The sequence below is a fragment of the Kitasatospora sp. NPDC048239 genome, from assembly GCF_043202015.1.
Taxonomy (GTDB): domain Bacteria; phylum Actinomycetota; class Actinomycetes; order Streptomycetales; family Streptomycetaceae; genus Kitasatospora.
Window position 1 is genome coordinate 396,554 of the sequence record NZ_JBICZP010000005.1, and the last position, 14,501, is coordinate 411,054.

14 protein-coding genes are annotated in these 14,501 nt (G+C 71.9%); 7 read left to right on the forward strand and 7 right to left on the reverse strand.

Features of this window, described 5'->3' with window-relative positions; translation table 11 throughout:
- The first annotated feature begins 92 nt into the window (after nt 1–92).
- Together ACGFZP_RS16365 and ACGFZP_RS16370 are read left to right on the forward strand one after the other, a co-directional pair.
- Nucleotides 93–1,331, forward strand: a complete 1,239-nt coding sequence (locus tag ACGFZP_RS16365; protein ID WP_392932907.1) for an MFS transporter — start codon at nt 93–95, stop codon at nt 1,329–1,331.
- A gap of 44 nt (nt 1,332–1,375) precedes the next feature.
- Complete coding sequence (locus ACGFZP_RS16370; protein ID WP_392932910.1) at nt 1,376–2,047, forward strand: cysteine hydrolase family protein; 672 nt, start codon at nt 1,376–1,378, stop codon at nt 2,045–2,047.
- A gap of 313 nt (nt 2,048–2,360) precedes the next feature.
- Here ACGFZP_RS16370 and ACGFZP_RS16375 read toward each other — a convergent pair whose 3' ends face one another.
- The 4 genes from ACGFZP_RS16375 to ACGFZP_RS16390 form a co-directional block, all read right to left on the reverse strand.
- Nucleotides 2,361–3,635, reverse strand: a complete 1,275-nt coding sequence (locus ACGFZP_RS16375; RefSeq protein ID WP_392932913.1) for a M23 family metallopeptidase — start codon at nt 3,633–3,635, stop codon at nt 2,361–2,363.
- 258 nt (nt 3,636–3,893) lie between these two features.
- Nucleotides 3,894–4,670, reverse strand: a complete 777-nt coding sequence (locus ACGFZP_RS16380) for a MerR family transcriptional regulator (RefSeq protein WP_392932916.1) — start codon at nt 4,668–4,670, stop codon at nt 3,894–3,896.
- The gene (locus tag ACGFZP_RS16385; protein ID WP_392932919.1) at nt 4,667–5,764 is read right to left on the reverse strand and encodes a serine hydrolase domain-containing protein; all 1,098 of its coding nucleotides are present in this window, start codon (nt 5,762–5,764) and stop codon (nt 4,667–4,669) included. Before ACGFZP_RS16385 ends, ACGFZP_RS16380 begins: the two co-directional genes overlap by 4 nt.
- Nucleotides 5,765–6,050: 286 nt before the next feature.
- Nucleotides 6,051–6,725, reverse strand: coding sequence for a CGNR zinc finger domain-containing protein (locus tag ACGFZP_RS16390; protein ID WP_392932922.1), 675 nt, complete (start codon nt 6,723–6,725; stop codon nt 6,051–6,053).
- 102 nt (nt 6,726–6,827) lie between these two features.
- Between ACGFZP_RS16390 and ACGFZP_RS16395 the strand changes: the two genes are divergently transcribed.
- Entirely contained in the window at nt 6,828–7,826 is a 999-nt protein-coding gene (locus tag ACGFZP_RS16395; RefSeq protein ID WP_392932924.1) for a zinc-binding alcohol dehydrogenase family protein, read from the forward strand.
- A 34-nt stretch (nt 7,827–7,860) separates the two neighbouring features.
- Nucleotides 7,861–8,490, forward strand: a complete 630-nt coding sequence (locus tag ACGFZP_RS16400; protein WP_392932925.1) for a class I SAM-dependent methyltransferase — start codon at nt 7,861–7,863, stop codon at nt 8,488–8,490.
- On the opposite strand, the gene ACGFZP_RS16405 is transcribed toward ACGFZP_RS16400, so the two are convergent.
- Nucleotides 8,451–10,289, reverse strand: a complete 1,839-nt coding sequence (locus tag ACGFZP_RS16405) for an alpha/beta fold hydrolase (protein WP_392932928.1) — start codon at nt 10,287–10,289, stop codon at nt 8,451–8,453. The two genes, ACGFZP_RS16400 and ACGFZP_RS16405, sit on opposite strands and share 40 nt — an antisense overlap.
- Nucleotides 10,290–10,518: 229 nt before the next feature.
- Nucleotides 10,519–11,094, reverse strand: a complete 576-nt coding sequence (locus ACGFZP_RS16410) for a TetR/AcrR family transcriptional regulator (protein ID WP_392932931.1) — start codon at nt 11,092–11,094, stop codon at nt 10,519–10,521.
- A gap of 76 nt (nt 11,095–11,170) precedes the next feature.
- On the opposite strand from ACGFZP_RS16410, the gene ACGFZP_RS16415 reads away from it, so the two are divergent.
- A complete protein-coding gene (locus ACGFZP_RS16415) occupies nt 11,171–11,485 on the forward strand; it encodes a hypothetical protein (protein ID WP_392932933.1) in 315 nt (104 codons plus the stop codon).
- A gap of 8 nt (nt 11,486–11,493) precedes the next feature.
- Complete coding sequence (locus tag ACGFZP_RS16420) at nt 11,494–11,862, forward strand: transposase (protein ID WP_392933487.1); 369 nt, start codon at nt 11,494–11,496, stop codon at nt 11,860–11,862.
- A gap of 114 nt (nt 11,863–11,976) precedes the next feature.
- Here the strand turns inward: ACGFZP_RS16420 and ACGFZP_RS16425 are convergent, their stop codons facing one another.
- Entirely contained in the window at nt 11,977–12,885 is a 909-nt protein-coding gene (locus ACGFZP_RS16425; protein ID WP_392932936.1) for a helix-turn-helix transcriptional regulator, read from the reverse strand.
- Nucleotides 12,886–13,149: 264 nt separating this feature from the next.
- Here ACGFZP_RS16425 and ACGFZP_RS16430 point away from each other — a divergent pair, with 264 nt between their 5' ends.
- Entirely contained in the window at nt 13,150–14,001 is an 852-nt protein-coding gene (locus ACGFZP_RS16430) for an aldo/keto reductase (RefSeq protein ID WP_392932938.1), read from the forward strand.
- Nucleotides 14,002–14,501 lie beyond the last annotated feature (500 nt).

The window sequence follows — 14,501 nt, forward strand, 5'->3', positions numbered from 1 at the left end:
GACGGTTGTTTGACGTGCGGTTGTGCTGCCCGCTTGGCTCTCACCGGTCAACGAGGGTTTGTCCGGGTGGGATGTCGAGGGGCGCGCTGAGCATGATGGGCAGAAGAGCGTTGGGCCGACGGTTCGGCTGGCTGTGGGCGGCGTACGCGGTGAGTGCGTACGGGTCCGGGTTGGGGTTCGGGGCACTGCCGCTGGTCGCCGTGCTGGTGTTGCGGGCCGGCCCCGCGGAGGTGTCCACGTTGTCCGCGGTGGGGCCGGCGGTGGGCGCGCTGATCGCGGTGCCGTTCGCGCCGTGGGTGGAGTTCCGGCGCAAGCGCCCGGTCATGATCGCGATGGACCTGGCCCGATTCGCGGCCATGGCGACGATCCCGGTCGCGTACGCGTTCGGCCGGCTCGGTTTCGCCCAGCTGCTCGTGGTCTCGGCCGTGGTCGCCGCGGCCAGGATCGCGTTCGGCGCGGCCTCCGGCGCCTACCTCAAGGCCCTCGTCCGGCCGGAGGACCTGATCATCGCCAACGCGCGGTTCGAGTCCACGAACTGGAGCTCCATCGCGGTCGGACCACCGCTGGGCGGGGCGGCGATCGCCCTGTTCGGGCCGGTCGCCACCGTGGTGGCCGACGCGCTCAGCTACCTGCTCTCCGCGCTGGGCCTCACCGCCATCCGCGGCCGGGAGGAGGCGCCGCAGGCAGGCGAGAGGAGCCCCGTCCGGGCGCGCGGACTGCTCGACGGGTGGCGGCACATCATGGGCGATGCCGCTCTGCGGGCGCTCTACCTCAACAACATGCTCGTCTCCGGCCTGATCATGGCCACCGAGCCGCTGCTCGCCGTGCTCCTGCTGCGCCAGCTCGGCTTCCCGCCCTGGCAGTACGCCCTCGCCTTCGCCGCCCCATGCCTCGGCGGACTCGTCGGCTCCCGGCTGGCCCACCGCGTCGTGGCCCGCTACGGCCGGCACCTGGTCTTCCGGACCGTCGGCACCCTGCGAGCGGTCTGGCTGATCGGCCTGGTCCTCGTCCGCCCAGGCGTCGTCGGCCTCGTCACCGTGATGGCCGTCGAGCTGGCGATCATCGTCAACATGAGCCTGTACACCCCGGTGCTCGCCGCCTACCGGCTCGAACGCACGCCCAAGCACCTCGTCGCCCGCACCCTGACGGCCTGGTCGATCGGCCAGCAGGCGTCCATCGCCCTCTGTACCGCGCTCGGCGGGCTGCTCGCCGGCGTCACCAGCCCGCGCACCGCCATCACGGCGGCGGGACTGCTCATCCTGGCCACCCCGCTCCTGCTTCCCCGCCAGGACCGGACGCCGCGGCCCGAGTCGTCGCTCAGCCGCGCATGACACACCGTGACAGTCCGCCCCGGAGCCGGCAGGCGGGTGCGCCAGTGCGCGCGTCCGACCCGATCGGGCACAGCACCATCAAGATCGGGCACACCATCAACAAGGAGGACACCCGTATGAGCGCCGCCCCCGCACTCGGCCCCGCGCACACCGCTCTTCTCGTCCTGGACTGCCAGCCCGCGATCCTGGCCGCCCTCCCCGCAGACGTGGACCGCGAGGCCCTGCTCGACCGGACAGCCGGAGCCATCGCCGACGTCCGGGCGGTGGGCGGCACCGTCGCCTACGTACGAGTCGGATTCACCGAGGCCGACTGGGACGCGATCCCGGCCGCCAACAGGTCCTTCGGCCCGCTCGCCCAGCACCGTGTCCTGCACCACGAGGATCCCGCCGCTGCCGTCCACGAGCGCCTGGCCCCCCGGGACGGCGACATCACCGTGCGCAAGACCCGCCACAGCGGGATGTCCACCACCGACCTCGACCAGCGGCTGCGCGAACGCGGCATCACCTCTCTGGTCGTCTGCGGCGTCAGCACCAGCGGCGCCGTCCTGTCCACCGTCCTCGACGCGGCCGACCGCGACTACCGGCTCTACGTCCTGTCCGACGGCATCGCAGACCCGGCCCCGGAGGCCCACCACGCCCTGCTCCGCCACGTCCTCCCCGCACGGGCCCACATCATCGACACCGGTGAACTGCCCGACCTGCTCCGGGCCGACTGACCCGAACCCCACATCCCGACCCCACCCACGGCCGCCGCACCCGCTTTGGGCGCGGCGGCCGCCCGGTGGTGTGGGCTCCATCCAGGACGCCGCGCGGGGTGAGGTGGGTGAACACCGCGAGGTGGGGTGTCGGCGATTTCGCACGGCACCAGAGCTCATCCTGCGAGCAGGACTCGCTTCCTCATCAGCCGGCGGCCAGCCGGCCGTACATCCGGCGCTTGATCATCCTGATCCGGTTGGCGTGCCCTTCGACGACGCCGGAACTCCAGGGCGGAGTGAGGCCGCCCGACCGGCGTACGGTCGGGACTTACGGTCAGAACTCCAGCACCTCGCGGTCGAGCGGATACCGCGCGCGGTGCGGGCCATCGTACGGCGAGGGCGTGATCGGCAGGACGCCCGTCGGCTGCAGGCCCAGGTTGTCGTCCCAGAGCCGGGGTTCGACGTGTCCGACGACGCGGAACTCCTGGAAGGTGAACGGCGGGCTGTCGGTCGGGAAGAACTCGGCCGTGGTCGTCACCTGGAAGTGCAGGTGCGGCGTGGTGGAGTTGCCGCTGTTGCCGATCAGCCCGAGGAGCTGGCCGGGTTCGACGCAGTCGCCCTCCCGGACGTTGAGCGTGCCGGGCTCCAAGTGGGCGTAGAGCAGATAGCGGCCGGGCGCGACCTCCAAGGTGACGTGGTTGCCGACCGTGTCCTCGATCGGCGGGACGGGCGGCGTGACGGGCGGCGGGTTGTCCGGGACGCCGTCCTGGACCTCCACCACCCTGCCGCCGGCCGCGGCCACGACCGGCTGGCGGTAACTCAGGTAGCTGGTGAGCTGGGCGGGGTCGCCCTCCCAGGTCTGCCCCTGCTCGCCGACCCGGTACCAGTCGATCGCGAAGCGCTGCGGCACGTAGAACCGGCCGTTGATCGGGCCGAGGCCGCGCCGGTGGTGGGTGTTGCCGCAGCACGACTCGCTGGCGTACCAGGCGCCGGGGCGGACCGGCGGGGCCAGGTTCAACGGTGCGGTGCGGCCGGTCGGGGTGGTCTGCACCGTCTCCTCGAACGGGGAGGGGCCGGAGGGGGTCAGGACGGCACCCGAGAGGTGGTGTTCGAGCTCCTCGGGCGCCGGCTGACCGGGGTCGAGGATCAGGTCGATCCAGATGATCCACTGCTGGGAGCCCTGGATGACGGTCGGCGTCGGCGCCGGGGGCGGCGGGGTGTAGGCGTCCGCGCCCGGCAGGGGGTCGCCCACCGGATTGGCGGCCTCGGCCAGCGCCTGCCCGCTCAGCGAGCCGATGACCTGGTGGGTCCGGGCGTCCTGGACGTCGAGCCGGTCGAGCCGCACCTGCGTGCTGGTGGACAGTGCGCTCGTGGTGAGTAGTTCGTACGAGAGGTGCGTCCTGCCGTCCGTGGCGTCGAACGGCGTGGGTTCGGTCATCACCGCCGCCGTCAACGGCGTGAACTGGGTGCCCGGCGCCAGAGCGGCCGCGCCGGTCCCGTGTCCGGATCCCGCGGAGGCCGCCAGCATGACGGCTGCGAACGCGGCAGCGGCGAGGCCGCGCAGCAGAGGTCTGCGGCCGGTGGGGTGTTGAGGGTCACGCTCTGCCATGGTGCTCTTTCGTTCGTCGGGTCCGGGGCCGCCAAGGACACCGGCACGCCCCGCGCCGAGACGCAGGCCCATGTAACCCGGCGGCGCGCCGCTCCAGGCGGAGGCCGCCGCAGTCGGGTGCCGAACTGCACCCGTCCAGCCGCATCGACCGCCGGGTGCCGCCGCCTGCGAGAAGAGCCGATTGCTCAGGGTCTCGCGCGTCCGTGGGCGGCGGCCCGCGGGCCGGCGGCACCCGGCTTCGGTGTCACGAGGGCTTCGTCATCGGTGGGGGGTGGGGACGCCCGCCGCGCGGAGTTTGGCCTCGGTGAGTGCGGTGAGTCGGGCTGAGACCGGGGCCTGGTCGTCGCGGTGGTTGTTGATCAGTTTGTACTGGGCGGAGGCCTTGGCCCATGCCTGTCGGCTGGCGGGGCTCCCCAGGAGTGCGGGGTTTGCGAGGTAGCGATCGGCCATGGCGGTGGCGAGTTCCTCGACCCTCGGGTCGTCCGGTTCCCAGGTCTCGGCCTCCTGGCCGCGCCTGGTCAGGTCGATGTACTCGGGGTCGTCCAGCCCGTGTTCGAGCTGGGCCAGGAAGCCGTCGAAGCCCTCTGGTACCAGGGCCCGGGCCAGTACCAGGGCCTCGCGTTGCGCGGCCACGTAGTCGGGGCCGAAGCCGAGGCCGGGCATCCGGTCCAGGATTGCGCAGGCGCGGTCCGGCAGCAGGGCCCGGTCGCCGTCGGCGAGTCGGTGCAGCATGTCGCGGCGGGCGGCCAGCTCGTCGATGCGCTCGGTGAGCTGCCGCTCGACCTCGGTGAGCGCGGTGCCGAACCGGGCGGCGTCGGCGTCGAGCATCGGCCCGATCTCGGCCAGCGGCACGCCCGCGGCGGCCAACGTCCGTACCTGTACCAGCTGCAGGAGCTCCTCGGAGCCGTAGCGCCGGTAGCCGGAGCCGTCCCGTTCCGGCTCCGCCACCAGGCCGAGCTTGTGGTAGTGCCGCACCGTCTTCACCGTGACGCCGACGAACGCCGCCGCCTGCCCGATCGTGACCCCGTTACTCATCCGCCCAGCCTGCCGCAGAACACCTCGTCGAGGAAGCGCTGCTGGGCGGTCTGGAAGGCCGGCGCTATCGACAGGTCGGCGTCGTCGACCCAGGTCATCCCGGCGGTCAAGGTCCTGCTGCCGTCGGGGCTGCTGTACATCAGTGCCGCCGAGCCCATGGTGGCGCCGTTGTGGTGGAAGACGGTGCCGCCCGGCGTCTCCTGGGCGAACACCCCCAGGCCGTAGCCGACCGTCGCCTCCGGTGTGCGCATCTCGGCCAGCAGCCCGGCCGGCAGGAGCCTGCCGCCCATCAGCGCGGAGAAGTACGTGTGCAGGTCCCGGGTGGTCGAGATCATGTCCCCACCGGCCCCCACCCAGGACGGGTTCTGCCGGGTGACGTCGATGGTCCGCTCCTGCCCGGCGTCGTCGTAGCGGTAGTAGCCGTGGTTGTGCGGCTCGGGGACCTCCGGCGAGGTGCCCGGTGCCACGGTGCCGGTCATCCCCAGCGGCCCCAGGACCAGCCGCTGCAACTCCTCGGCGAACGGTCGGCCGGTGACCTTCTCGATCACCAGGCGGGCCAGCACGTAGTTGGTGTTGGCGTAGCTCCAGCCGGTACCCGGTGCGAACCGGGCCGGCTTGGACAACGACAGCCGCACCAGCTCCTCGGGCGGGTAGGTCCTGAAGCGGTTGTCCACCCACTCCTTGCCCTGCCAGGGGACCCCCCGCACGATCGTCCCGTCCTCGTAGAGCTCGCCGGTGTGGTTGAAGATCCCGCTGGTGTGCTGCAGCAGCATCCGCACCGTGATCCGCCGGTCGAGCCCGAACTCGGGCAGGTAGTCGGCGGCCGGGACGTCCAGGCCGATCCTGCCCTCGGCCACCAGCAGGAGCACCGAGGTGGCGACGAAGCTCTTGGTGCTGCTGCCGATGCGGAAGTGACCATTCGTCAGCGCCTCAACGCCCTGACCCAGCTCACGGACCCCGGCGCCGCCGACCCACTCTCCCCGCTCGTCGTTCACCCGGAGTTGGACCCCGAGGAAGCCGGACCCGGCCAACTCATTGATCGCCTTCTGCAGCTCCGGACGGTCCTGCCCCTGGACGGAAGCCTTGGTGGACATGCTGGTGACTCCTTCGCATCGCTGTGTACCGGTCGGCGTCCTGCCGATGCGAGAAGCCTCCACCCTGCCCCAAGGTCAACCTCAACTGTGATCTGGCCCACAGGGGCCTCCGCCCGGCGCGGCTGACTTCGGGAACTCAGGGCAGAGGGCGAGGAGTTGTGGAAGATCGGGATCGAGGGTGCCCGCGAGGGGGTGGCGGCGTGGGCCGGATCGGTTGGCTGTGGCGCAACCGCTTCGTGCCGCCGTCTCTGGACGGCTGTGGCTGAGGCTGAGAGCCGGCGCGGGGTCAGGCGCGTTTGCGGGTTCGGTAGCCGGTGACCTTGGCGAGGTTGCCGCAGCGGTCCATGGAGCACCAGCGGCGGCGGCGGGCCTGGGAGTCGTCGAGGAAGAGCAGCGAGCAGTTGGGGTTCTCGCACTCCTTGACGCGGTCGAGCAGCGGTCCGCCGACCAGTAGTGCGGCGTCGCGTGCGACCGCCGAGAGGGCGGCCCGGACGCCGTTCGTGGCTCGCCAGGTGAGCTCAAGACTGGCTGACTCGCTTGTGGTGATGGCGAGTTGGGGGGCCAGGTCGGGATCTGCCGCCACCTTGTTGACCTGGGCGACATCCTCCGGCAGGGGCTGTTGACCGTCCATCGCCGCGCGCAGCAGCCGGTACACCGCCTCGCGCAGTGATCGCGCGTCGGTCAGTTCACCGGTCGTGGCGCGGGTTGTGGTGGTGAGGGTGGTGGGGGTGGTGGGGGGCGGGGCGTCGGTGGCGGCCTTTGTGTCGCCGGCCGCCGGGACGAGGTGGGCCTCGGTGAGCCAGCGGGTCAGGGCGTCGGTGTCGGGCAGGCGCTCAAGCGGGGTGCCGTGGCGTCGGCCGAGGGTGGCGACGAAGTTCAGGCAGGGGCGTCCGCCGATGAGCGGAAACGTCGACTGCGGGTCGGTGGTGGTCGTCGCGACCTCGGGAGTGCTGCGGGGCATGGCACGACCTTACGCCCGTCGGCCCTCTTGACACCAGTTGATCCGGTGTCGCATGGTGACACCTGTTGAACCGGTGACATCGCGAAAGGTGGGTGCGCGAGCATGCGCGCAGTACGGATCGAGGAGTTCGGCGGCCCTGAGGTGCTCGTCCCGAGGGAGGTTCCCGACCCGGTGCCCGGGCCCGGCGAGGTGCTGGTGCGGGTGGCCGCGGCGGGCGTCAACCGGGCGGATGCGCTGACCCGTTCGGGCTCCTACCACCGGGCCAGGCGCCCCCCGCTGATCCTCGGCATCGAGGCGGCCGGAACGGTGGCGGCGGTGGGCGAGGGCGTCACCGGGCTGAGTGTCGGGCAGCGCGTGACGGCCATGGGTGCGGGCGGCTCCGGCTTCTATGCGGAACTGGCGGTGGTGCCCGCCGAACGGGTGGCCGTCCTGCCCGACGGCGTAGACCTGCTGGACGCCGCCGCGCTGCCCTCGGCCTGGTTCACCGCCTGGTACTGCCTGCGGCGCCTCGCGCGCCTCGCGCAGGGCGAGACCGTGGTGGTGCAGGCCGCGGCGAGCGGGGTCGGCAGCGCGGCGGTGCAGATCGCGGCGGACGCAGGGGCGCGGGTCATCGCGGTCGCGAGCTCGGCCGAGAAGGCCGCCTGGGCCGCGGGCCTCGGCGCCTACGCCTCCGTCGACACCTCGGCCCACCCGGACGACGCCGCGGTGGACGAAGTCCTCCGACTCACCGGCGGGCGCGGCGCCGAGGTGGTGCTGGACACCGTGGGTGGGCGGGTGTTCGGGCAGAGCCTGCGCCAGGTCGGCCAGGCCGGGCGGGTCGTCGCGCTCGCCAACGTCGCGCTGGAGCCGAGCACCATCGACACCCGGCACTTCTACCCCAAGAACGCCTCCATCCACGGCTTCCAGATCACCAACCTGCTGGACCACGGCTACGACCCGCGCGCCGACCTGCGGGAGATCGCCGACCGGGTCGCCGCCGGGGCCTACCGCGTCCCGGTCGAGTCGGTCTTCCCGCTGGAGCACGCGGCCGACGCCCACCGGCAGTTGGAGCGGCGCGAAAACCGGGGGAAGATCGTTCTGACCGTGGCCGGGGGGCACTGACCCCGCGGCCGCTCCCGCACCCACCGGAGGACGAGTGAACCACCTTGCGAGCAACGCCGGTTACGGCGAGGCGGCCGATGAACTCGCCGTGCAGTACGAGGGCGTGACGTTCGAGGAGGTCCATCGGGAGGTGTTGCACCTGCTCCCCGGGGAGCCGGGAGCGGTCCTCGACATCGGCGCCGGCACCGGCCGGGACGCGGCGGCGCTGGCCGCGCTCGGCCACCGGGTCGTCGCCGCCGAACCCACCGCGGAACTGCGCCGGATAGGGCAGCGCCTCCACGCCGACCGGGACATCCGGTGGGTGGACGACGCCTTGCCGGCGCCGGCGTCACTCGGGGCAGGCGGTGAGCGGTTCGACCTGATCCTGCTCACCGCCGTCTGGATGCACCTCGCCGAGGAGGAGCGGCCGCTGGCGATGGACGCCCTCGCCGGCCTGCTCGCCCCGACCGGCCGGGTGTTCATCTCCCTGCGGCACGGGCCGGTGCCGACCGGGCGGCGGATGTTCGACGTCTCGGCGGACGAGACGGTCGAACTCGCCCGGGAGCGCGGCCTCGACGTGCTCCACCGCACCGAACGCCTTGACCTGCACAACCGTTCGGGCGTGCGGTGGAGCATCCTCGCCTTTCAGCGGTCGAGGGTGCGGCCGAACTCGGTGATGGTCTGAGCGAGTTCCTCGGGGTGGAGGAGGCGCAGATGGCGTCCGTCGCCGGGGACGGTTAGGCTGCCGGGATGCTCCAGCGGGCCGTCCGACTCGCCGACCACCAGTAGGACGGGCACCGGACAGGTGTGCAACAGGCCGACCAGCGCAGCCCGTTCAGCGGGGCGCCGGGCGTGGCGGATCCACTGCGCGGCGCGTCGGTCGGCGCCGGGGCGGTGTGCCTGGTCCCGGTCGGTTGCGGTTGCGGCCGCGAGCGGTGGACTGGCGGTCCGGGTTCGGGGCTGGAGGAACGGCGGCGCTATCAGGACGAGGCCGGCCACCTGCCCCGGGTGTGCGGCCGCATACCGCAGCACTGGGGCGGCGCCCGCTGCGTGCCCCACCAGGACGGGTCGCGAACGGAGTTGCGCCAGCAGCTCGGCGAGCCAGTGGCCGGGCGCCATGGCGGCGGGGGAGGAGCGGGCGAGTCCGGGCAGATCGGCGAGCAGTGCGGGCGCGTCCAGGCGCTCCGCCGCCGGGTGCCACGCGTCCGCGTCCTCGCCCGGGCCGTGCAGCAGCACGTATCCGGGGGAGTACCGCTCGCCGGTGAGGTAGGTCCGGCTGCCCGCGATGGTGGTGAAGTCGCCGGGGTGGGGGGTGGTGGGGGTGGTCCGAGGGGTGGCCGGGGTTGCCCGGGCTGGGGCTGGGGCCGGGGCCGGGGTCGTTCGGGCGGCGGTGTTCGGGTGTGCGCCGGTCGGGGGCGGGCCTGCGCCGAAGCGGTCGGCCACCAATCGGGTGGACCAGCGTCGCAGCAGGTCCGCCACGGGTGGGTGGACGAGCCCGGCGGCCGCGGCCAGGTGGTCGGCGGAGGCGGTGGAGTAGGTGTCCTCGGAGAGGAAGGAGAGCGTCTCCGGGTCCGCTCCGGTCAGCGCGCGCGGCAGCCGCCGCACGAGGCCGACCGGGACCAGCCGTCGCGGCGCGGGCACCCCGAGGTGCTCGGCGAGTAGGGCGATCAGGTCCGGCAGGTGGGGGGTGGCGGGGTCGAGCACGGCGTGGGCGTGAGCTGGCCCCTGGTCGAACTCCGGTACGGCGGCGAGGAACCCGGCCAGGTAGTCGACCGCCACCACCGGCAGGAACGTACGCGCGGTGCCCGGCAGTGCGGGCAGCCGGCCGCGCCACAACTGGCGCACCAGCTCGGCCGGACCGATGTACTGTCCGGCCTCCCCGGTCACCGAGTGTCCGATCACGCTGCTGGGGTTCACCGTGGTGAGCGGTACCCCGAGCCGGTGGGCGCTCACTCGGACGGCCGCGTCGCCCAGTTGCTTGGAGGCCTCGTAGGCGCCGAGCCGGGCGTAGAGCGCGTCGGTCTCGGCGGCGGGCAGCGGGTGGCGCGGGGAGGCGTCCCGGCCGACCCGGTAGCCGGACAGGTGTACCAGCCGCCGTAGGCCCGGTCGGCTCGCCGCCCAGTGCAGCGCGTGCAGGGCGCCGTCGACGTTGGCCGCCTCCGCCTCGGCGCGCCCGAGTCCGAACCGGTACAGCGCGGCGAGGTTGTGGATGTCGCGGACGGCGCCGAGCCGGGCGTCGTCCGCGGCCGAGAGCCCGAGCCCGGGGCGGGTGATGTCGGTGGCGACGGTGGTGAGGGTGCCGTTGTTGGCGCCGTGCCCGCGAAGCCACTGGCGCAGCTCGCGATCCCCGGCGCTGTCGCGGCCGCCCCGGACGGCGGCGGCCACGGGCTCGCCTCGGTGGAGGAGCTCAAGCGTCAGCCAGCGGCCGAGGAAGCCGGTGGCGCCGAGGATGAGGGTGCGAGGTTGGGGTTGGGTGTTGGGCACCTGAGGCGCTCCTTTATGTAGACCGGTCTGTATATTTTTCGACCGCATGGGGTGAGAGGTGTCGGTGAGGGGGGATCTAAGTGGACCGGTCTACATATTTTGAGTCAGTAGACCGGTCTACATATTTTTTGGCCGAGGGTGTCTGCGTGTGCTGGGTCGAGCCTGGCGAGTCGCGAGGCGAGGCGTGGGTCTGGCGCGGCTGACCCGCGTCAGCCCCGGGCTGCGCGCCTCACTTGGCGGCGAGCAGGTGTTTCACGGCGTGCTGGGCGTCGTCCAGCGGTGCGCGGCTGCGCTGCACCCGGGCGACCAGCACCGCGCCCTCCAGGAGGGCGAGCAGCTGTCCCGAGGCGACCTCGGCCGAGGCCGGGCTGTGGCCCTCCGTCACCAGGCGGTCGGTGAGGATGCGCTGCCAACTCCCGTACACCTCGACACAGGTGAGGCGCAGCGCCTCGTTGCCGCCGGACACCTCGAGGGCGACGGTCGCGATGGGGCAGCCCTTGGTGTAGCCGGACTCCTCCATGCGGTCGCTGAACAGGCCTGCGAGTCGGCGGGCGATGGCCACGGTGTCGAGGCCCTCGCCGACCAGGGCCTTGAGCTGCTCCTCGATCTCCTGGCCGGCCTGGATGAGCGCGGCGGCGACCAACTGGTCCTTGCCCTCGGGGAAGTGGAAGTAGAGCGAGCCGCGGGGGGCGCCACTCTCGGCCACTATCTGGTTCAGGCCCGTGCCGAAGTAGCCCTTTGCCTCGATCAGTGCGCGCGTGCCGGCGATCAGCCGGGAGCGCGTCTCCTCGCCCTTGACTCCCATGCGGAAAACAATAGACCGGCCTACATATTTTTGTCGACGAGGACTTCTCTGCGGGCGTTGCGGCAGACTCGTCGGCATGGTGCGGCTGCGAGTTCTCACGAAAGACGACTGGCCGTTGTGGCGGGAGGTTCGCCTTGCTGCGCTGAGACGGGTCGGCCGCGGGAGGCCGGCCACCTGGCTGAACAACCGCGGAGTCCGCGCCGACTGCGCCAGAATCGCCGCCGACGCCCCGGTGACCGCCGCTGAGGCTCAACACACGGCCGTCGCCGCAGAGAAGACCTTCGCGCGGATGGTCCATGCCCTGGCCAGGGAGGTAACGGCCCCCGAGGAGATCGCAGAACTGGACGCCATGATCGAGACCAGGTTCCGCGAGCACCCGACGCCGAGGTGATCACCAGCATGCCCGGGATCGGCAACCTCCTCGGCGCCGAGTTCATCGCCGCCACTGGCGGCGACGTGAACGCCTTCGGAAGTGCCGACCGCCTTGCCGGGGCCGCAGGGCTCGCCCCTGTCCCTCGCGACTCCGGCAAGATCGGCGGAAATCTGCGTCGGCCAGGCGCTACAGCCGGCGCCTGCTGCGAATGTGCTAACTCTCGGCCCAGGCCGCTGCCATTCACTGCCCCGAGTCCAGGGCCTTCTACCAGCGGAAGCGCGCGGAGGGAAAGTCCCACGAGCAGGCAGTCCTTGCACTCGTCAGGCGTCGCCTCAACGTGCTCTGGGCTCTCATACGCGGCCACCGCACTTTCCAGGCAGCCTCCGAGCGCATGACGGCCGCAGCGGCGTGATTGAGCGCTTCAGCTGGCGGTCGATCGGGGCCCAGACGGCGTGCTTCGGGCCCCGTCATTTGGTCGCCGCGCTTGTGACCTGCCTCCACTGGTCGTTCTACCCGTCATCGCTGCTGGGGAGGCCGGCGTTAGGTGTGATGGGTGTCGGGTGGGGAGTGTTCCAGCTGGCGAGGAGGTTGAGGGCGTCGGCGTCGCGGCTGCCGGGCGGGACGCCGCACAGGATCAGGTACAGCCCGTCGTCGGTGGTGAGCTGGGTGGTCTCGTAGGTGAAGGTGAGTTCGCCGACGAGGGGGTGGTTGATGCGCTTCGCGCCGGCGCGGTGGTGGTGGACGTCGTGCCGGGCCCAGCGTTGGCGGAAGGTGTCGCCGCGGGTGGACAGCTCGCCGACCAGATCGGACAGGGCCTTGTCATAGGGGTTGCGGCCGACCTCAGCACGCAGGGTGGCCACGTTCTGGTCGGCGACGGCGTTCCAGTCGGGGTAGAACTCGGGGGCGGCGGGGTCGAGGAAGGTGAAGCGGGCGGAGTTGGCGGGGCGGGCCGGGCTGTCGAAGACCGGGGCGAACAGGGCACGGGCCAGGGTGTTTCCGGCGAGCAGGTCCAGGCGGCCGTTGCGGATGTAGGCGGGAACGCCGCCGATGGACTCCACCAGGTTCCGCAGCCCCGCACGGACGGGCTGCCGGGTAGGCCGGGGCGGGGTGCCGGTGGCCGCGCCGACGGCGTTGGCGGCGCGCACCAGGTCGAAGAGGTGAGCGCGTTCGGCGTCGTCGAGCAGCAGTGCGCGGGCGATGGCGTCCAGGACCGCGTCGGTGGCACCGCGGGCGTCGCCGCGCTCCAGCCGGGTGTAGTACGGGACGCTGACGCCGGCGAGCTGGGCGACTTCCTCACGGCGCAGGCCGGGGACGCGGCGGGCGCCGGCGAGCGGGGAGAGGGTGAGGCCGGCCTGCTCGGGGGTGACGCGGGCGCGGCGGGTGGTGAGGAAGTCGCGGATCTCGCTGCGTCGGTCCATACCCCGACCCTACGGCCGGGCACCGCACACGGCGGAGGCATGGGGGACCTCGTCAGGGTCTCCTTCCATGCCCTGCGGACGCGGCGGGTGGTGTTCGCTGGAGGACATGCAGCCCTGTGTGCACAGCACTGTGCCGACGCTGCTCGCGCAGCAGATCGCGACTCGCCCCAGGGCTGCCGGGCGCCGGGGGGGGTCACTCTGGGAACGGCGCCGGAAGACCCCGACCGGGAGGGGCACAGCCTCCCGAACGATATGGAGAACACCGTGCAGCACGTCACTTTGAACAACGGCGTCCGGATGCCGATCCTCGGCTTCGGCGTCTACCAGATCCCGGCCGAGCAGACCGAGCAGGCCGTCACCGACGCCCTGGCCGCCGGCTACCGGCTGCTGGACACCGCAGCCGCCTACGGCAACGAGGAAGCCGTCGGCCAGGCCGTCAAGAACAGCGGCATCCCCCGCCAGGACCTGTTCATCACCACCAAGCTCTGGGTCCAGGACGCCCCCGCCCAGGACAACACCCGCCGCGCCATCGAGACCTCCTTGACCAAGCTCGGCCTGGACCACGTCGACCTCTACCTGATGCACCAGCCCTTCGGTGACGTCTACGGCCAGTGGCGCGCGATGGAGGCCGCCAACCGCGAGGGCCTGGCCAGGGCGATCGGCGTCGCCAACTTCCACCCCGACCGCCTCCTGGACCTGATCTTCAACAACGAGATCGTCCCGCAGGTCAACCAGATCGAGACCCACCCGTTCTTCCAGCGCACCACCGACCACGCCCTCATGCGCGAGCACGGCGTCCAGCACCAGTCCTGGGGCGGCTTCGCCGAAGGCAAGAACGACCTGTTCACCCACCCCGCCCTCAGCGAGATCGGCAAGGCCCACGGCAAGTCCGTGGCCCAGGTCGTGCTCCGCTGGCTGATCCAGCGCGACATCGTGACCATCCCCAAGTCGGTCAACCCCGACCGGATGGCGCAGAACATCGACGTCTTCGACTTCGAACTCACCGCCGACCAGATGGCCGCGGTAGCCGCCCTCGACACCGGTACCACGCTGTTCTTCGACCATCACGACCCCGAGATGGTCGCCTGGCTCAGCAAGCGCCGCCTGGACGGCTGAGCACGGAGGCGGAGCGTCGACCGCGTACCGGCCGCAGGCGCCCCAGCGGTACGAGGCCGGGGTGTCCACTCGTTTCAGCCGCCGGTCGCAATCGGGCGGCGCCGGATACTGCGACCAAGTGACACCCGTCTCGACCAGCGCACCTCCCTCGACCGCCGGGGCTCAGCTCGCCAAACGCTCGGTCACAGCGATGCCGTCACGAGAAGTCACTTCTCAGGCTTGACACCATCATTGGGAACCGTTGCGCTGCTGGGTGGGCGAACCATCGCGATGGCCTTCCCTAATAGGTCCTACCGAGGCTCCATCCGGAAGACTCGGTGCCCGGTAGCCGTCGGCGGGTGAGCACTGTTTCTTCCCTGGACTTCGAGTCCTGTTGACAGATCGTGCCCCTGTCGGTCGGCCAGGAGCGAAATCGCTGATGGGATGTCGTGCCCGCCCGGTTGCGGCGTGAGCACAGCCTTATTAGGTCGCTGATGGTTCTCCTGCGGGCTACTGCCTAT

Bases quoted from the DNA above. Each gene is read 5' to 3' on its own strand.
- ACGFZP_RS16380 (WP_392932916.1), bottom strand. From the start codon at position 4,670: ATGAGTAACGGGGTCACGATCGGGCAGGCGGCGGCGTTCGTCGGCGTC.
- ACGFZP_RS16420 (WP_392933487.1), top strand. From the start codon at position 11,494: ATGCCCGGGATCGGCAACCTCCTCGGCGCCGAGTTCATCGCCGCCACT.
- ACGFZP_RS16410 (WP_392932931.1), bottom strand. From the start codon at position 11,094: ATGGGAGTCAAGGGCGAGGAGACGCGCTCCCGGCTGATCGCCGGCACG.
- ACGFZP_RS16385 (WP_392932919.1), bottom strand. From the start codon at position 5,764: ATGTCCACCAAGGCTTCCGTCCAGGGGCAGGACCGTCCGGAGCTGCAG.
- ACGFZP_RS16395 (WP_392932924.1), top strand. From the start codon at position 6,828: ATGCGCGCAGTACGGATCGAGGAGTTCGGCGGCCCTGAGGTGCTCGTC.
- ACGFZP_RS16425 (WP_392932936.1), bottom strand. From the start codon at position 12,885: ATGGACCGACGCAGCGAGATCCGCGACTTCCTCACCACCCGCCGCGCC.
- ACGFZP_RS16375 (WP_392932913.1), bottom strand. From the start codon at position 3,635: ATGGCAGAGCGTGACCCTCAACACCCCACCGGCCGCAGACCTCTGCTG.
- ACGFZP_RS16365 (WP_392932907.1), top strand. From the start codon at position 93: ATGATGGGCAGAAGAGCGTTGGGCCGACGGTTCGGCTGGCTGTGGGCG.
- ACGFZP_RS16390 (WP_392932922.1), bottom strand. From the start codon at position 6,725: ATGCCCCGCAGCACTCCCGAGGTCGCGACGACCACCACCGACCCGCAG.
- ACGFZP_RS16415 (WP_392932933.1), top strand. From the start codon at position 11,171: ATGGTGCGGCTGCGAGTTCTCACGAAAGACGACTGGCCGTTGTGGCGG.